This window comes from Pseudomonas sp. GW821-FHT01A09 (assembly GCF_058986725.1).
Genome location: NZ_JBYSWB010000013.1, coordinates 104,030 through 120,447, shown reverse-complemented (window position 1 = coordinate 120,447; position 16,418 = coordinate 104,030). Strand labels below are relative to the sequence as shown.

The following is a 16,418-nucleotide window of genomic DNA, read 5'->3' as shown; positions in this document are numbered from 1 at the left end:
CACCGGCCTCAGGGAGGTCGAACGACAGAGGGAACACATCATGACTTACTCATTGGTATGGCTGCCGGACGTGCTTGAAGGCGCTGGGCTCAAGGTCGTGCGCGTCGACGGCTGGGCCACTCGCGGGCGGGCCGAGATGGGCAGGGTGGAAGGGGTTATGTGCCATCACACCGCCAACCGCCGATCCGGCAATATGCCGACACTGGATACCTTGGTCCTCGGCCACAAGGACCTGCCAGGTCCGCTTTCACAGTTGGGCCTGGGCCGCGACGGGACTTATTACGTAGTGGCCGCGGGGCGTTGCAATCATGCCGGCGTCGGAGCTTTTCGTGGCAATGCCGCGGGCAACAGCCGGTTCATCGGCATCGAAGCCGAGCATTCCGGGCAAGCTGAAGACCCCTGGCCGCAGGCGCAGTACGACGCCTATGTCGCCGGCGTGGCGGCGATCCTCAAGCACCTCAAGGCCGAGGTGCATTGCTGCATCGGCCATAAAGAGTTCGCCCTGCCGCCGGGGCGCAAGATCGATCCGAGCTTCGATATGGACAAGTTCCGCGCCGAGGTGGCGCGGCAGCTCGCGCCGCAAGTGTCTGCGTGAGTTCACGCTCTTGCCCCACCACCACGGCCCGGCGCATGATAGCCGCCTGAATTTTTCGTCACGCGGCTTTCCAATGACCCACCGTCCTGCTCCCGTTCCTGCCAATGAGGAAGAGCGCGCCCTGTCGCTCGAACACCTGCGTGTGCTGGACAGTGCCGCGGAGCAGGGCTTCGATGACGTGGTTCTGTTGGCCACGACGCTGTGCAATGTGCCCATCGCGCTGGTGTCGCTGGTGGACCGTGAGCGTCAGTGGTTCAAGGCCTGCATCGGCCTGGATGTACAGGAAACCCATCGCGACCTGGCGTTCTGCGCCCATGCGATCCTGGAGCCGACCGAGGTACTGATCGTCGAAGACGCGAGGCTCGACCCCCGTTTCGAAGAGAGCCCGCTGGTGCTGGGGCCACCCTATATTCGCTTCTATGCCGGGGCGCCGATCCGCACCCATGCCGGCCATGCCTTGGGTACGGTGTGCGTGATCGACACCCGGCCGCGCACCCTCAGCGCCGCTCAGGCCGTCGCCTTGCAGGCCTTGGCGCGGCAGACGGCGGCGCTGATGCAGCTGCGCCTGCTCGATCAGCAGCGCGAGCAGCACATGGCCGAACTGGCGCTGCAATTGGAGGCGGCCCAGGAGCACAGCCTGGCCGCCGAGCAATCCCTGAGCCACTCGCGCCGGGTGTCGTCGCTGGGCATGCTCACCGCGAGCATCGCCCATGACTTCAACAATCTGTTGCAGTCTTTCAGTGCCAGCCTGCAGATGATCCGCTTGCGCGCGCGGCGGCCGATCGATGTCGAGCGCTTCAGCGACACCGGGCTGCAAGCGGTGGAGCAGGGCCGACAACTGGTCAATCACTTGCTCAGCAGCGTGCGTCGCGACGGTCCGGAGCTGATCTGCATCGATGTCAGCGAGCGTATCGCCGCCGCGCAGGAGTTGATGCAGCGCTCGCTGAGCCGCGACATACAGCTGACTTTCGACCTCGCCGCCCACGGCTGGGGCGTGATGTGTGTCGAGGTGCAACTGCATGCCGTGGTCATGAACCTGCTGGCCAATGCGCGGGATGCCTTGGCGGGGCCGGGGCAGGTCACGGTGGCGACGCGCCTGCAGGCGGTGGACGACGACCTGCAACTACCGCAAGGGGACTACCTGGTGCTTAGCGTCAGTGATAACGGCCCGGGCATGGACAAGGCGCTGGCGGCGCAGGTCTTCGAACCGTTCTTCACCACCAAGCAGTCGGGCCAGGGCACAGGCCTGGGGCTGGCTCAGGTGCGCGAGTTCGCCCAGAGCGCGGGCGGTTGTGTACGCCTCGAGACCGCACCGGGCGCCGGCACCCGGGTGCAGTTGTATCTGCGCGTGCTCGGCCATATCGATGGCATGGCGCCGTAATTTACGGATCGTTCATGCCCCGCGCCGGGCACCTCACCTGGAGACGGCGTGGCCTTCCCTGATGAATTCTCCAACACGCGGTATACCCCGCATCCTGAAGACTCATGGCGAGTGACGGAGGCGGTGGGTCAGCGCGTGGACCTATGCCCGTGCGTGGGCTGCTGGTTGTGCTGTGCTGCTGCCCGGGTGGCGGGCGCAGCCGCCTTGCCCTGCACGCGCTTCATGGCCCACACGTGGTCGAGGGTCGCGGCCAGCCACATCGAGTAGGTCAGCAATTCGACGCCTTCTTCGACCATGGTCTTGGCCAGGCGTGCGTAGCCATCCTTGAGAATAAGGTGCCAAAGGTCACCCATCCCGAACACCCGGGAAAACACCAGGATACCCAAGCCCGTGGCAATGGATCCGAAGGCCGGCGTGCGGGTGAAGTCAGCCAGAGCCTGCACCGTATCGGCACGGTTCTCCCTGCTCCAGCCGATGGCCAGGCACACTGCAGCGATGGCGCAAAACGGCCAGCACCAGGCACTGTGGCTGATGGGGTCGAACAGCCCGTCGAGTTCGCGCATCAACAGGCAGGCAAAAAAGCCTCCCGCCAGTACGCTGAAGCCTTTCTGATGGGGTAGCCGAGCGTTGTGCCAGAACAGCACGGCGCAGATGAACAGCATGATTTCCTGAGTGACTTCGGTGAATGAGGTCTCGAGTATCTGTGTGTTGAAGACAGCGACATCGAGCCAGATCATGCCGAGCCCGAACAGGCTCAGGGCGATTTTGAGACAGACACCAAAGGTGGCTTGGCGCAGGGTTTGCAATTCGGATTTCACGGGGGCGGGCTCCGGGGCGCGAGGAATGGAAGGCGGGGGTGCAGGCGGGTAGGACTATTATTTGACAGGTTTTTCACAAATTTGTCACAAGCTGCAAGATGAAACATTCGCTGCGCTTCGTCCGAATCTCCTGCGCGCCCCTGAACCAACAGGCGCAACGCTTGCCAGAACCGAGAATCGATTCGTCTCCCGCCTCGCAAGGACCCGCTCATGACCACCACGCTTTACAACGTTCTGGATTTCGGCGCCAAGGGCGACGGTGTCACCGATGACACCCACGCCATCCAGCTGGCCATCAACGCAGCGTTCAAGGCCGGTGGCGGGGAGGTTTACGTACCGCCAGGCACTTTCATCGTCAGCGCTGCCAATGCGGACGGGTTGACCCTCAAAGCCAACGTCACCCTGGCCGGCGCTGGTCAAGGCGCCACCACCCTCAAGCTCGCGGACGGCAGCAGCGCCGACATCGACGGCCTGGTGCACGCCTCCAGCGCCCAGAACGCCGGCATCCAAGGCCTCACCCTCGATGGCAACCAGGCCCACACTCAAGGCACGGTGAACGGCTTTGTCACCGGTGGCGCGGCGGGCTCCAGCGCCCATGCGAGTGGGGTGACCGTCGATCAGGTGACCTTCACCGGTTTCAGCGGCGACGGCCTGCTGGCGAAGGCGCAAACCACCGGTCTGACCGTGCAGGACAGCCTCGCCAGCAACAACCTCGGCGACGGCTTCGCGCTGCGTTTCGACGACAAGGGCACCTCGACCTTCATAGACAACATCGCCAGCGGCAACGGCGGCGACGGCTTCGATCTGCACTACTGGGACGGCCACAGCACCTTCTACAACAACGTTTCCCACGACAACACCGGCAACGGCATGGTGTTCGAGCAAGTGCCGAGCAGCAGAGACACAACCTCCCTTGGCGGCTGGATCTACGAGGGCGCCACTTACAACAACGGTGGCGCGGGCGTCGTCGAGCGCGGATTCACAGGCCGCATCGACAGCTTGAGCGTGCATGACAATGCCGGCGCGGGCGTGCGCCTGGAGGGCACCGACCAGGCCACCGTGACCAATTCGTCGATCTACGACAACGGCCTGAGCAGCGGCGCCGCGCAGATCGTCGTCACCGGCAACACCCTTGCCGACGGCCAGGTGGTCGCGGCGGACAACAGCCTGACGATCAGCTACAACAACCTGGCCAACGAAGGCGCCGGCACCAGCACCACCGCAGTGCTCGATACCGACACCAGCACCCCGCAGTACCACCATATCCTCGGCAACATCGTGCGCGGGCTGCCTGATGGCATCGACATCGCCGGCAATGTCAACGATGCGGTCCTGGCGCCCAACCGCTCCTATGGCACCGCGGCGGCCGACACCTTGCTCGGCAGCCCTGCCAGCAACGCCCTGTACGGTTATGCCGGCGACGACGTGCTCATCGGCGGCCACCGCAACGACCGCCTTGAAGGCGGCCTGGGCGCCGACACCCTCACCGGTGGCGCCGGCAGCGATACCTTCGTCTACAGCCAACTGGCTGACAGCACCCGCGCTCATCAAGACCTGATCACCGATTTTTCCCAGACGCGGGACAAGCTCGACCTCACCGCCCTGGGCATCGATCGCCTCGGCAACGGCTACAACGACACCATCGCGCTCACCTACGTCGCCGCCGAGCACCGCACCTACCTGACTCACCTGGCCGACAACGGCAGCGAAGACTTTCGCCTGGCCCTGCAAGGCGACTACCGCACCCGGCTCACGGACAGCCAGTTCACCGTGCTGCACCAAGGCACGGCGGGCGACGACACCCTGTCGTGGCTCGGTACGGCGGACGCCAGCTTCATCCAGGGCGGCGCCGGCAACGACGTGCTCAAAGGCGGCCACGGCGATGGCCATCTGGACGGCGGCGCGGGCGCGGACATCCTCACCGGCAGCGGTGGCGCCGATGTGTTCAGCTACCACCAGATCACCGACAGCTTCGTCAACGACCGCACCGGCGTGACGTCCACCGACCTGATCACCGACTACAGCATCGACCTCGGTGACGTCATCGATGTCAGCGCATTGGGTTTCATCGGCCTGGGCGACGGCCACAACGGCACCTTGGCGCTGGATATCACCGACCATGTCTGGCGCGTGCAATCGCTGGACGCCGATGCCGACGGCAATCGCTTCTCGTTGAGCTGGACCCTGGCCAACAGCCTTGGGCTGGCCACCGGCGATGCGGCCAAGGCATTCATTTTCGCGCCCAGCCACGAGATCCTGAATGCCTATCTGCCCTCGTGGACGGCCACCGAAGGCAAGGACAATCTGTCTGTCCGTGAGGGCTTCACGGTTGACGGCCTGGGCGGCGATGACACTCTGACCGCGGGCATTGGCGACACCGTGTTGATCGGCGGCCTGGGCCGTGATGTGCTGACCGGCGGCACTGGCGCAGATACTTTCCGCTACACCCAGTTCGACGACAGTTATCACGGCGCCAATGACCTGATCACCGACTTCAATCCGGCCAAGGACCTGATCGACGTGTCCGCCCTCGGCTATACCGGGTTGGGTAACGGCCACGACGGCACCTTGCTGGTGGCCTATAGCGCGGAGGCGGGGCGCACCTATGTGAAGGATCTGGATGTGAACGCCACCGGGCACCGCTTCGAGATCGGCATGGCCGGGGATGTGGCCGCGGCGACGGGGGCGGGGAGCTTTGTGTTCGCCCATGGGGACGCGGCCGAGGTGACGTTGCTGGGTGTCGCCCATGACACTCTCAGCGCGTGAAGAGAGTCCATGGCGAGGTAGTAGACCGATCGGCTAGTAAGGATTACCATGGCCGCCATGAACACTCCAAAGACACGCGAAACCACCGACGTCCGCCAGGGAATCCTTGATGTAGGCCAGCGAATCATGGCCGCCAAGGGCTATTCCGCCGTGGGCTTGAATGAAATCCTGGCCACCGCCGGTGTGCCCAAAGGGTCCTTCTACCATTACTTCGGGTCGAAGGACGCCTTTGGCGAGGCGTTGCTGGAAAGCTATTTCAGCACCTATCTGGACGAGCTCGATCAGATCCTCGCCTTGCCGGGTCTGACCATGGCGCAGCGGTTGCTCAAGTACTGGGAGACCTGGCAACACACCCAGTCGTTCGAGGACTGCCAGGGCAAATGCCTGGCGGTGAAGCTCGGCGTGGAAGTCGCCGACTTGTCGGAGGCGATGCGGGCGGTGCTCAAGCGCGGTACTTCGGGCATCATCGATCGCCTTGCCCAAGCGATCGAAACCGGTATCTCGGAAGGCTCGCTGCAGGCCAACGGTGATCCCCATGCCGTTGCGCAAAGCCTCTATCAGTTGTGGGTCGGCGCCAGTGTGATGGTCAAGATCACCAAGAGCGTTCAGCCGTTTGCCACAGCCGTGTCCATGACCCGCCAACTTCTGGCCCTGCCTTGATCTGAGGGGCGCAGCCCCCTTGTTGCAAACCGCCAAAACAACCCACTGCGAAAAAATATCGAAAAAGCACTAGACGACTGGTCTAATGGAAGTTAAGGTAGCTACATCTTCACCGCAACGCGCTGCTCCAGGATGATCGTTGGGCCAATCGATAGGGCTGAACAAAAGCGCGCCGCAGTGATCAAAATTTGCCTAAGCTCTAGACGACCAGTCTAATTTTTAATCCCGACATTCTACTGAAAAGGAAAATCGACATGAAAGTTCTTATGGTTCTGACCTCCCACGACACCCTCGGCAACACTGGCCGCAAAACCGGCTTCTGGCTCGAAGAACTGGCCGCGCCGTACTACGCCTTCCAGGATGTCAAGGCTGAAATCGTCCTGGCCTCGCCGGCCGGTGGCCAGCCGCCACTGGACCCGAAAAGCAACGAGCCGTCCTTCCAGACCGACCTGACCCGCCGTTTCGAAGCCGACGCCGCCGCCACCGCACAGTTGGCCAGCACCGTGCGCCTAGACAGCGTTTCGCCCGCCGATTTCGATGCCGTGTTCTACCCAGGCGGCCACGGCCCACTGTGGGATCTGGCTGAAAGCCCGGTGTCCATCAAGCTGATCGAATCCTTCCTGGCTGCCGACAAGCCTGTCGCCCTGGTCTGCCATGCGCCCGGCGTACTGCGCCACGTCAAAAAGCCTGACGGCACCCCGTTGGTACAGGGCAAGAAGGTCGCCGGCTTCACTAACAGTGAAGAGGAAGCAGTCGGCCTGACCAACGTCGTGCCCTTCCTGGTCGAAGACATGCTCAAAGCCAACGGCGGCCTGTACTCCAAAGGCGCTGACTGGTCCTCCTATGTAGTGCGCGACGGCCTGCTGATCACCGGCCAGAACCCGGGTTCGTCCAGCGAAGCCGCAACCGTCCTGATCGAGCAACTGACCCAAGGCTGATCAAGCCGCACTGGCCTCTTCGCGGGCAAGCCCGGCTCCCACATTGTCAGAGCCTGACGCTGTGGGAGCCGGGCTTGCCCGCGAAGAGGCCGGCACTGCTTGCCCAGTACAGAAGCTCACAACTGGATCGCCTTGACACCCATGAGGCGTTCAACGGCACCCACTATTTCAATCTCGGCCGTTCACAAGCCGAGTGATTCACGCCACACAGGAATCGACTCATGGAACACCGCGCACTTTTCGAACCCACCTCGCTGGGTCCGCTCACTCTGAAAAACCGCATCGTCATGCCGCCGCTCACCCGCCAGCGCAGCGCTCAGCCCGGCGATGTGCCCACGGCGCTGATGGCTACCTATTACCAGCAACGCGCCAGCGCCGCGTTCATCGTCAGCGAGGGCACGCAGATCGAGCCCCGTGGCAAGGGCTACGCCTGGACGCCAGGCATCTACAGCCAGGCGCAGATCGATGGCTGGCGCACCGTCACCGACGCCGTGCATGCTGAAGGCGGGGTGATCTTCGCGCAGTTGTGGCACGTCGGCCGCGTCTCCCACACCGCCCTGCAACCCGACCATGGCGCGCCGATCGCACCGTCCGCCCTGCAGGCGACGAACGTCAAATCCTTCATCGAAACCGGCCCAGGCACTGGCACCCTGGTCGAGCCCTCGATGCCGCGGGAACTGAGCGTCACCGAGATCCACGCGCTGGTCGAGCTCTACGCCCAGGCCGCGCGCAACGCCTTGAGCGCCGGCTTCGACGGCGTCGAGATCCACTGCGCCAACGGCTACCTGGTCAACCAGTTCATCTCGGTCCACGCCAACCAGCGCACCGATGAATACGGCGGCTCGCTGCACAACCGCCTGCGTTTTCTGCGCGAAGTGGTGCAGGCCGTCAGCGCCGTGGTCGGCCCGGATCGCGTCGGTGTGCGCTTTGCGCCGCTGTTCACCAGCACCGATGAAGACCGCGTGTACATCGGCTTTGTCGAAGCGGACCCGCACCAGACCTACATCGAAGCCATCAAGGTGCTCGAGGAAATCGGCATCGCCTACCTGTCGATCGCCGAAGCCGACTGGGCCAACGCGCCAGATCTGCCGGAAGACTTCCGCCGCGAAGTAAGAAGCACCTTTACTGGCCGCATCATCTACGCCGGGCTGTACACCGCCGAGCGCGGCGCACGCTTGATCGAAGCTGGCCTGGCCGACCTCATCGCCTTCGGCCGGCCCTTTATCGCCAACCCCGATCTGCCGCGGCGCATTGCCAACGGCTGGCCGCTCAACCCGCTGAACCCGGCTGGCCTGTATGGCGGCACCGAGCAAGGTTTCACCGATTACCCACGCTACTCGCCCGCCAAATTGGCCGCTGGAACAGAGGTGCTGTCATGAGTAAAGGTATTGAAGGCAAAGTCGTCCTGATCACCGGTGGCAGCACCGGCATCGGCGCTGAAGTCGCGCGCCTGCTGGCCAGCCGCGGCGCCAAGGTTGCCGTGGCCGCTCGCCGTGCGGACAAACTGCAGGCCGTAGTCGCCGAGATCACTGATCAGGGCGGGGCCGCCAAGGCCTACACCCTGGATGTCACCGACAAGCACCAAGTCGAAGCTGTGGTCGCCGCCGTGGTGGCCGACTTCGGCAAGCTCGACGTGCTGATCAACAATGCCGGGTTGATGCCGATCCGCCCGATGTCGGAGGTCAACACCGAAGAGTGGGACGCCATGATCGACGTCAACCTCAAGGGCACGCTGTACGGCATCGCCGCCGCGCTGCCGCGCTTTCTGGCCCAGGCGAGCGGGCACATCATCAACCTGAGTTCGGTGGCCGGGGTCAAGGTGTTCGCGCCGGGCGGGACGGTGTATTCCGGCACCAAGTTCGCGGTCAGCGCCATCTCCGAAGGCCTGCGCCAGGAAGTGGGCGACAAGGTCCGCGTGACCTCCATCGCGCCGGGTGCGGTGGACAGCGACCTCAAGCACAGCACCTCCGGCACGGCCAAGGACACGGTGCTGGACTTCTACAAGCAGGCGATCCCGGCGGCCTCGGTGGCGCGGGCCATTGCCTTCGCCATCGAACAGCCGGATGACGTCGATGTGAATGAAATCGTGATCCGTCCGACGCATCAGGCGTTCTGATGCCCTCGCGGTTGATTGTCCATCTCAGGTGGACAGTCAAACGCGTTCCGGCCGATTTATCTCCCGAAGGCGACCCATTAATCTAGGCACCAGTTGAACGCCAACCCCCCATCACTCTGTAAGGAAACACCCCATGAACCTCATGCAAAAAGCCTTCGCCGCCAGCCTGATCGCCCTGAGCGTCGGCACCGCCTTCGCCGCCGATGACCTCACCCCCGAGCACCAGACCCAAGGCTTCCTCAACGCCCTGGCCGCTGGCGGTGGCAAGCCCATCGAACAGCTGAGCCCCAAAGATGCCCGCGCCGTACTGACTGGTGCCCAGGCGTCCGTGAAGGTGGACATGTCCGGGATCGAAGTGAACGATCGCACCATCAGCGTCAACGGCCAGGACATCAAGCTGAAAATCGTCCGCCCGGCTCATGTGAAGGGCGAGTTGCCGGTGTTCATGTTCTTCCACGGTGGCGGCTGGGTGCTGGGCGACTACCCGACCCACGCGCGTCTGATTCGCGACCTGGTGGTCGGCTCCGGCGCCGTCGCGGTGTATGTCGACTACACGCCATCGCCCGAGGCGCATTACCCGGCCGCGATCAACCAGGCTTACGCCGCGACCCGTTGGGTGGCCGAGCATGGCAAAACCCTTCAGGTCGACAGCAGCCGTTTGGCGGTGGCCGGTAACAGCGTCGGCGGCAACATGGCCGCGGTGGTCGCGCTGATGGCGAAAGAGCAGGGCACGCCGAAACTGCGCTTCCAGCTGCTGCTGTGGCCGGTGACCGATGCCAACTTCGATACGGGTTCGTACCAGCAATTTGCGCAAGGGCACTTCCTGACCAAGAACATGATGACCTGGTTCTGGGACAGCTACACCACCGACGCCGCGCAGCGCGCCGAGATCCACGCTTCGCCGCTGCGGGCCACGGTCGAGCAGTTGAAGGGCTTGCCACCAGCGCTGGTGCAAACGGCGGGGTTGGATGTGTTGCGTGACGAAGGCGAAGCGTATGCGCGCAAGCTGGATGCGGCTGGGGTCGATGTGACGGCCGTGCGTTACAACGGGATGGTGCACGACTACGGGTTGCTCAATCCGCTGAGCGGGATCCCGGAAGTGAAGGCGGCCATGCGCCAGGCGGCTGGGGAGTTGAAGGCGCATTTGAACTGATAGCGGTTTTTCTGGATGGCAGAAGCCCGGCATAGTGCCGGGTTTTTTGCGTTACGGCCTTCTATCGCCCAAAGCGGTTGTTGGTGCTGCCCTTGTTGCTGTCGACAAACCAGACCCACTGATCGTCAGCTTTGACGATGCTGCATTCCTGGCCATAGGCAGGGTAAACCACACATATCACATCGCCGGAGAGCGTCCAGCTGCCCACCACTTCCGGACTGCCGGTGATGTGGATTCTCGCTTCGCCATCCGGCGTCAGGATTTCCGAGGCTCATTGACAGCGAAACGATGCTCATGGGAAAAGTGTCCACGTTTTATGGAATGTGGACACCTGAGGGGGCGAGGTAATGAAAGGTCAAGATATCCTGCTTTTGTTCAAAATCGCCAGCCTGTATGCCCAAGGAGAGGCGCGACCGGGAAGCATGGCGCTGGAGTCGCCCCCGAGTTCGGCACAGGTATTGCCGAGCGAGCGCTACTCGTTGCGTGGATTGTCCGCCTCTATCGGGCTAAGCAAGAGCGAGGTGTCGAACTCCATGGCTCGATGCCGCGAATCTGGACTACTTGCCAACGATTACGAGACTGGCCTCCCGAGGGTCAATCAGCGAGAGCTGGTGAACATCACCGAACACGGCCTGAAATACTTTTTCCCTGTCAAACCGGGCGCAATGATGCGAGGAATACCGACCGGGTTTGGTGCCCCGGCTTTGTCCGACCGCTTGAAGAGTGCGGGAGGGCTAATCCTGGTTTGGCCAGATGCTCTTGGCACCGAGCGGGGTCAAGCAGTCGAGCCGCTCTACAAGACCGTGCCAGAAGCGGTAAAGCAGGACCCTGTGCTTTATGACTACCTGGCGTTGGTCGACGCTGTCCGACTGGGTGGGCCGCGAGAATGCGGGGTGGCGATCAGTATTCTCAAGGCAGAAATGGGTCTCAAATAATATGGCATCGAACGCAGAACATAATTACGCGCTTATCGAAACTGTGGCGGATGGCTTGGGAGATGAGTTGCTGGCCGAGGTTGCATTCGTCGGTGGATGTACCACTGCAATGTTGGTGACGGATCCCGCCGTACTGGACGACATTCGGTTTACCGATGACGTCGACCTTGTGATTGAGCTTGCGGGCATCCTTCAAACGGAGGGAACCCCATGCGAAATCTTCTCGTAGCGCTGGCACTCGCGGCCCTGGCGGGCTGTTCGTCCGATGCCATTACCATCCAGCAAAGCAAACCCGCATCCACGGATGAGGTCTATGCCTATCAGGCGAAGCCGAGCGGCCCGAGCGGGCGGGTGACAGTAATGCGTGAGGGCGGGGTCTACGGCGCAGCCTGCGATGTGGTGGTCTACGTCAACGACCAACGCGCGGCCAAGCTGGGCACCAGTGAGCGAGCCACGTTCTACCTGCCTGCGGGCAAAGCCACGCTCGGCGTCGGCTTGACCGACTCCGGGCTGTGCGGCGGCGCCCAGGTCAGGACGATTCCGGCGGATGTGCCACTCAACGGCGAGAAGCTTTTCCGCATCAGCTCGGACATCAACGGCTGGCTGATCACCCCGTATGTCGCACATTGACAGGGCGATCGCCACCTGATCAGTTGAGAGTCCGTTCCTCGCTATAAGCCGCTTGTTCCAGCGGCTGATGCTCGTGCTCGGCGTTGCGCACGGCACTGAGCCCCAGCGCTTCGTAGACCTCCGCGCCATCAATAGTCTCCGCCTCCAGCAACCGCGCGATCACCGTATCCATCGCCACCCGATGCTCGACCAGCAGCGCGTCACAGATCGCTTCCTGTTCGCGCAACAGCGCATTGACCTGCAGCAGGGTAGGCGTAGGGTCCACTTCGATGCCGGCATCACGCATCACGCTCAAGGTCGCCAGATCACTGTGCGGGCCCATGCCCAAGGCACTGACCATCGACAAGGCGATACGCGTGGCCTCCTGCAAGTCGGAAGACGCTCCCGACGACACTTCATGGAAATAAGCCTTCTCCGCCGCCCGCCCCGCCAACAACATGACGATACGATTCTGCAGTTCGGACTTGCGATGCAGCCGCTTGTCCTCCGTCGGAATCACCAGCGTCACCCCCAGCGCCTGACCGCGGGGCAGGATGGTCACCTTATCGACCTTGCCGATCTTCAACTGCGCCGCCGCCAGCGCATGACCAGCCTCGTGCACGGCGATGCAGCGGCGCTCCTGCTCGGTGAACGGCGTGACGCCCATGGGCTTCTCGCCGATGCGCTGGGTCTCGATGGCGTTCACCAGATGATGCTCTTCGATGCTGCTGGCCGCTTCCCGGGCCGCAAAGATCGCCGCCTGGTTGACCAGCGCCGCGATCGCCGCCGGCGTCAGGCCCATGCAGGTGCCGGCCAGGCGGTCGATGTCCATCTCGCCGACTTGCTTGAGCTTGCCCAGATACAGGCGCAGCAAGGCCTTGCGGTCCTCCAGCGTCGGCAACGGCACGGCGATGGTACGGTCGAAACGGCCCTCGCGGCGCAGCGCCGGGTCCAGCGATTCCGCCAGGTTGGTGGCGCCGATCACCAGCACGCCATGGGCCGCGCTGAAGCCGTCCATCTCGGTGAGGAACTGGTTGACGATGCGGTTCTGCTCGCTCTCGCCCATGCGCGGCTCGGTGGCACGGCGACCGATGCCGTCGATCTCGTCGATAAGGATGATGCACGGCGCCTTGCGCCGCGCCTGACGGAACAGGCTGCGCACTTTCATGATGCCGACGCCGTAGAACATGCTCGAGAAATCGCTACCGGTGGCAGCGATGAAGTTCACTCCGCACTCGGTGGCCAGCGCCTTGGCCAGATGGGTCTTGCCGGTGCCCGGCGAACCAGTCAGCAACACCCCACGCGGCGGCCGCGCGCCCAGAGAGGTGAAGCGCTCGGGATAGCGCTGGGCCATGGCGATGTCCAGCAACGCCTGCTTGGCCTCACCGCAGCCGACCACATCGTCGAAGGTGGTCGGCGTGTGCTTGTTGCGGCGCAGGTAGCCCATCACCCGGCTGGAAACCGTTGGCCAGGCAACACTGAGCAACAGACCGATGACCAGCAAACGCATGGTCATGTCGATGGCGGCGCCGGCACTGATGGCGTCGCTTTCCTTGAGCTCGGAATACTGGAAGGTCGGCGTGGTATCGCTGGCGACGAACAGGTACGCCTGACGCGCCACGAAGCCTGAGCCGTCGTACACGGCGTAATGGCTGCCGTCCTTGAGGCTGACGTACAACTGGTTGTTGCCGCTGATGGCCTCGGCCACCTTGTCGGCGCGCACGTCGTCGACGAAGCTCGAGAACCGCGCTGGTTGAGCGCGCCATGAGCTGTCGTCGTGCTGGAGCTGTTCGGCCATGCCGGGGTGATCGGATATCGGCGATTCGCCGCGGGCCAGCCACATGCCGCCGGCCAGTATCAGGGTGATGGCGACGCCCGCAGCGGACTGCCAATAACGATTACGCAGCCGGGTGCGGATGCGCTGGATAAATGAAGGTTGGGCCATCGGAACCTCTGCCTTGGGCGAATACCGGTAGAACGAGGGGGTTGATGCCCTCAGGGGAGGTATCGGCCGGCGTGGTGGAGAGTGGAGCGCCGGAAAATTGTTCCCCGCTGGGTGGTAGCGAGAATTGGGCCAAGGTGGGGGTGGGAAGGTGAAGGGCGACGAGTGGTGGATCTACGGTGTCATACAGGCTCGGGCCCTTCGCGTCGCTCGATGACCGCGCAAGTGGGGGGGGAAGTGCCATGTTCAACCGGCACTCGGCGGCGCCTTCATCATGAACGCCCGTTGGCCGCTTTGGATGCCATGGCCAATAGATCCGCGAGGTGAGCATCGATGTCGATTTCGGTGAACTCGCCACAGGAGGCAGCGATGATCTTTTCCGCGAACTCGGCGCTGTATTCCGGCGGCTGATAATCGGGGCTGTCGTTATCGAGCGTTTGGTAATGCCAATCGCCGTTCAGCTCTTGGCCGACTAGGCGATCCTGTTGCTGAAGGTCCAGCACGGCGGCGAAGTACTGCGCGTCACCGAGACAGGGATAGACCGAAACTGCGGCTTGTTTGAGAGCTGTTGCGCTCACTCGGTTGGTCGCGAGATCGAGTATCAACTGTTGTAACACGGTCATAGGTTCACCTCCATGATCGACAAAACGAAAGGGGCCGTCGGTATCGATCATGGATTGAGCACCGTGTGCAGCAACTCCACTTTGCGTACCAGTTGCTGCACATGCTCGCGCTCGGCCCGCAACGCTGAACGCAACTCGCGATTCTCGCGTTCATAGCGCCGTTGCTCGGCCAGATGCGCGTCGGCATGCTCCGCCTTGTTCTTGAGCAACCGGCCAATGCTCAGCAAATGCAGATACTGTGCGAGCAGCACCAGGACAATCAACGCGCTCAACGCCAGCGCGCAGATGCAGATCAGGTCCGCCATCAGAGTTGCCCTCGCAGCACGCGCTTGAACTGCGCTATCAGCATTTCGCTGGCCGTGGCCGGGCGCATCTCCAGACTATGTGCATCGCAACGCGGGCAGCTGCGCAGCAGCTCACTGGGCACGAGTGCATCGCTTGCCGGGATGATCGTGGAGGACCAACCGCAGGCCGTACAAGCCTGGGTAAACGGGGGGAACGGTCTAGGCATGGGACTCACTCATGACAAGTCGCGGGGCAAGGTCGCCATGGGCGCACGACCACCCTGCTGGCCGCGGGTTCTGGCGATGAGTCGATTATTGCCGGCCGCGCGTCAGCTTGCGTCGCAGTGGCTCAGCAGCCTCAAAGGTGCAGCGCCAGCGCTTGCTGCAGACGTTCGGCGATCTCCGCGCGCAGGCTCTGCGGTGCATCGACACGGATGGCCCCTGAGTGCGACAGCAACCACCACTTGAGCTCCCAGCTGTCATTGACGGTGGCCTGCAGCCGCGTCCAACCCTCCTCGCCAGGCGTCAGTTGCATGTCTTCGGAGAGTGGCGTCTCGCTCAGAATGGTCGCCACCGTGGCGTTGACCTGGGCGTGCAAGGTGATTTTGCCGGTGACTGCGAACTGCATGGCGCCGCTGGCGATGTATGCCTTGAGGTTGAAGTCGCTGGGGCCTTTGTTAGGCGTGCTCAGGCGCTTCGATTGCGAGAAACGGTGCAGCGCAAATTGGCGGACATCGGCGTAATCACCGACGGTGGCGATGAGGTAGGTCACTTGGCCGCGTTGCACCAGCCCCAGCGGGTTGAGCACGAACTCACGGTCTTTGCCAAGGTGCGCAGAGTGATAGTTGCAGCCGATCTGCACACCGTCGAGCAGGGCCTGTTGGACGATCTCCTGCTCCCGGGCATCAACCCGCGGCGGCATCAAGCTCATTTGCGGGCGTACGCTGGCGACCTTGTCGATCCAGCGCGCACTGGGGTTGTCATCGGCCAGAACGTCGAGTTTCTGCCGAGCCTGACTGAAGCGGATTTCCAGAGATTTCAGCATGGCTGCGGGAATCAGCGGGCGGATGCTTTCTTCCAGCAGATGCAAGCTCAGGGCGTCACTCAGATGCAGGCCCGGAAGCTCGACATTGGCGCCTGGCATCCAGCGCCAGCCATGGGGGATGCTCTTGGTGTTCGCGTCCAGCGGGAAGATCGCGCTCAGATCGTTGAGATCGCGTTCGACGGTGCGTTTGCTGCAGCTGTAGCCGGCGTCCAGGAGATCCTGGTGGAGTTGTGCCGAAGATTTTCCGGCACCACGCTCGGGGATCATGCCAAGAAGCTCCCACTGGCGGGAGATGGCGCTTTTGCTGGAGGCGGTGGGCACGGAGAGAGTCGTCCTTGAGCGGGGTTGAGCGGGTATGAGAGCCGGTTTGGGTGCGGATGTCCATGGAAAGTGGCTATTTGCTATATCCGCTAAAGTTTTGCTTGGGCTGACGGATAACGTGACTGCAAGCGTGGCGTCCGGCCATGCACTCAGGAGTCTCAAGGATCGGCATGAGACGCCCCGAGTGGTATCAGACCTCTTCTATCGCGACGCAAACTGTCGCACGGGGCCG

Annotated in this window: 14 protein-coding genes and 3 pseudogenes; 12 read left to right on the top strand and 5 right to left on the bottom strand. The window is 63.0% G+C overall.

Annotation, left to right across the window (positions count from 1 at the left end):
- Nucleotides 1-40 precede the first annotated feature (40 nt).
- Together AC3WJP_RS16490 and AC3WJP_RS16485 are read left to right on the top strand one after the other, a co-directional pair.
- Nucleotides 41-595 carry an N-acetylmuramoyl-L-alanine amidase gene (locus AC3WJP_RS16490; RefSeq protein WP_493723791.1) on the top strand — a complete coding sequence of 185 codons (555 nt, stop codon included), beginning with the start codon at nucleotides 41-43 and terminating at the stop codon, nucleotides 593-595.
- 73 nt (nucleotides 596-668) lie between these two features.
- Nucleotides 669-1,976, top strand: coding sequence for a sensor histidine kinase (locus AC3WJP_RS16485; protein WP_493723792.1), 1,308 nt, complete (start codon nucleotides 669-671; stop codon nucleotides 1,974-1,976).
- A gap of 128 nt (nucleotides 1,977-2,104) precedes the next feature.
- Here the strand turns inward: AC3WJP_RS16485 and AC3WJP_RS16480 are convergent, their stop codons facing one another.
- Nucleotides 2,105-2,794 carry a hypothetical protein gene (locus tag AC3WJP_RS16480; RefSeq protein ID WP_493723793.1) on the bottom strand — a complete coding sequence of 230 codons (690 nt, stop codon included), beginning with the start codon at nucleotides 2,792-2,794 and terminating at the stop codon, nucleotides 2,105-2,107.
- A 210-nt stretch (nucleotides 2,795-3,004) separates the two neighbouring features.
- On the opposite strand from AC3WJP_RS16480, the pseudogene AC3WJP_RS16475 reads away from it, so the two are divergent.
- The 10 genes and pseudogenes from AC3WJP_RS16475 to AC3WJP_RS16430 all read left to right on the top strand — a co-directional run.
- Nucleotides 3,005-3,655 (top strand): annotated as a pseudogene (locus AC3WJP_RS16475) (glycosyl hydrolase family 28-related protein); the annotation flags it as partial.
- Between the two features lie 9 nt (nucleotides 3,656-3,664).
- Nucleotides 3,665-5,560: a calcium-binding protein gene (locus AC3WJP_RS16470; RefSeq protein WP_493723797.1), complete on the top strand. Its 1,896-nt coding sequence runs from the start codon at nucleotides 3,665-3,667 to the stop codon at nucleotides 5,558-5,560.
- Nucleotides 5,561-5,617: 57 nt separating this feature from the next.
- Nucleotides 5,618-6,220 (top strand): TetR/AcrR family transcriptional regulator, encoded by a 603-nt coding sequence (locus AC3WJP_RS16465; protein WP_493723794.1) that lies wholly within the window; start codon nucleotides 5,618-5,620, stop codon nucleotides 6,218-6,220.
- A gap of 254 nt (nucleotides 6,221-6,474) precedes the next feature.
- Nucleotides 6,475-7,158 (top strand): type 1 glutamine amidotransferase domain-containing protein, encoded by a 684-nt coding sequence (locus tag AC3WJP_RS16460; RefSeq protein ID WP_493735679.1) that lies wholly within the window; start codon nucleotides 6,475-6,477, stop codon nucleotides 7,156-7,158.
- Nucleotides 7,159-7,379: 221 nt separating this feature from the next.
- The gene (locus AC3WJP_RS16455) at nucleotides 7,380-8,537 is read left to right on the top strand and encodes an alkene reductase (protein WP_493722821.1); all 1,158 of its coding nucleotides are present in this window, start codon (nucleotides 7,380-7,382) and stop codon (nucleotides 8,535-8,537) included.
- Complete coding sequence (locus AC3WJP_RS16450; protein WP_493722820.1) at nucleotides 8,534-9,274, top strand: SDR family oxidoreductase; 741 nt, start codon at nucleotides 8,534-8,536, stop codon at nucleotides 9,272-9,274. The genes AC3WJP_RS16455 and AC3WJP_RS16450 overlap by 4 nt, the downstream gene beginning before the upstream one ends.
- Before the next feature lie 133 nt (nucleotides 9,275-9,407).
- A complete protein-coding gene (locus tag AC3WJP_RS16445) occupies nucleotides 9,408-10,427 on the top strand; it encodes an alpha/beta hydrolase (RefSeq protein WP_493722819.1) in 1,020 nt (339 codons plus the stop codon).
- Between the two features lie 294 nt (nucleotides 10,428-10,721).
- Nucleotides 10,722-11,362: pseudogene (locus tag AC3WJP_RS16440) on the top strand (MarR family transcriptional regulator).
- A 1-nt stretch (nucleotide 11,363) separates the two neighbouring features.
- Nucleotides 11,364-11,552, top strand: a pseudogene (locus AC3WJP_RS16435) (hypothetical protein); the annotation flags it as partial.
- A gap of 20 nt (nucleotides 11,553-11,572) precedes the next feature.
- Nucleotides 11,573-11,992 (top strand): hypothetical protein, encoded by a 420-nt coding sequence (locus AC3WJP_RS16430; protein ID WP_493722817.1) that lies wholly within the window; start codon nucleotides 11,573-11,575, stop codon nucleotides 11,990-11,992.
- Between the two features lie 19 nt (nucleotides 11,993-12,011).
- Here the strand turns inward: AC3WJP_RS16430 and AC3WJP_RS16425 are convergent, their stop codons facing one another.
- From AC3WJP_RS16425 to AC3WJP_RS16410, 4 genes are all read right to left on the bottom strand, one after another.
- Nucleotides 12,012-13,916 carry an AAA family ATPase gene (locus AC3WJP_RS16425; RefSeq protein WP_493722816.1) on the bottom strand — a complete coding sequence of 635 codons (1,905 nt, stop codon included), beginning with the start codon at nucleotides 13,914-13,916 and terminating at the stop codon, nucleotides 12,012-12,014.
- Between the two features lie 269 nt (nucleotides 13,917-14,185).
- Nucleotides 14,186-14,587, bottom strand: coding sequence for a hypothetical protein (locus AC3WJP_RS16420; protein WP_493722815.1), 402 nt, complete (start codon nucleotides 14,585-14,587; stop codon nucleotides 14,186-14,188).
- Nucleotides 14,584-14,841, bottom strand: a complete 258-nt coding sequence (locus tag AC3WJP_RS16415) for a hypothetical protein (RefSeq protein ID WP_493722814.1) — start codon at nucleotides 14,839-14,841, stop codon at nucleotides 14,584-14,586. The genes AC3WJP_RS16420 and AC3WJP_RS16415 overlap by 4 nt, the downstream gene beginning before the upstream one ends.
- Nucleotides 14,842-15,178: 337 nt before the next feature.
- Nucleotides 15,179-16,186, bottom strand: coding sequence for a helix-turn-helix transcriptional regulator (locus AC3WJP_RS16410; RefSeq protein WP_493722813.1), 1,008 nt, complete (start codon nucleotides 16,184-16,186; stop codon nucleotides 15,179-15,181).
- Between the last annotated feature and the right edge of the window lie 232 nt (nucleotides 16,187-16,418).

What these genes read in the sequence shown, in the direction of transcription:
- AC3WJP_RS16430 (WP_493722817.1), top strand. Translation starts at nt 11,573, where the DNA reads ATGCGAAATCTTCTCGTAGCGCTGGCACTCGCGGCCCTGGCGGGCTGT.
- AC3WJP_RS16470 (WP_493723797.1), top strand. Translation starts at nt 3,665, where the DNA reads ATGGTGTTCGAGCAAGTGCCGAGCAGCAGAGACACAACCTCCCTTGGC.
- AC3WJP_RS16465 (WP_493723794.1), top strand. Translation starts at nt 5,618, where the DNA reads ATGAACACTCCAAAGACACGCGAAACCACCGACGTCCGCCAGGGAATC.
- AC3WJP_RS16490 (WP_493723791.1), top strand. Translation starts at nt 41, where the DNA reads ATGACTTACTCATTGGTATGGCTGCCGGACGTGCTTGAAGGCGCTGGG.
- AC3WJP_RS16445 (WP_493722819.1), top strand. Translation starts at nt 9,408, where the DNA reads ATGAACCTCATGCAAAAAGCCTTCGCCGCCAGCCTGATCGCCCTGAGC.
- AC3WJP_RS16455 (WP_493722821.1), top strand. Translation starts at nt 7,380, where the DNA reads ATGGAACACCGCGCACTTTTCGAACCCACCTCGCTGGGTCCGCTCACT.
- AC3WJP_RS16420 (WP_493722815.1), bottom strand. Translation starts at nt 14,587, where the DNA reads ATGATCGATACCGACGGCCCCTTTCGTTTTGTCGATCATGGAGGTGAA.
- AC3WJP_RS16485 (WP_493723792.1), top strand. Translation starts at nt 669, where the DNA reads ATGACCCACCGTCCTGCTCCCGTTCCTGCCAATGAGGAAGAGCGCGCC.
- AC3WJP_RS16460 (WP_493735679.1), top strand. Translation starts at nt 6,475, where the DNA reads ATGAAAGTTCTTATGGTTCTGACCTCCCACGACACCCTCGGCAACACT.
- AC3WJP_RS16425 (WP_493722816.1), bottom strand. Translation starts at nt 13,916, where the DNA reads ATGGCCCAACCTTCATTTATCCAGCGCATCCGCACCCGGCTGCGTAAT.
- AC3WJP_RS16415 (WP_493722814.1), bottom strand. Translation starts at nt 14,841, where the DNA reads ATGGCGGACCTGATCTGCATCTGCGCGCTGGCGTTGAGCGCGTTGATT.
- AC3WJP_RS16450 (WP_493722820.1), top strand. Translation starts at nt 8,534, where the DNA reads ATGAGTAAAGGTATTGAAGGCAAAGTCGTCCTGATCACCGGTGGCAGC.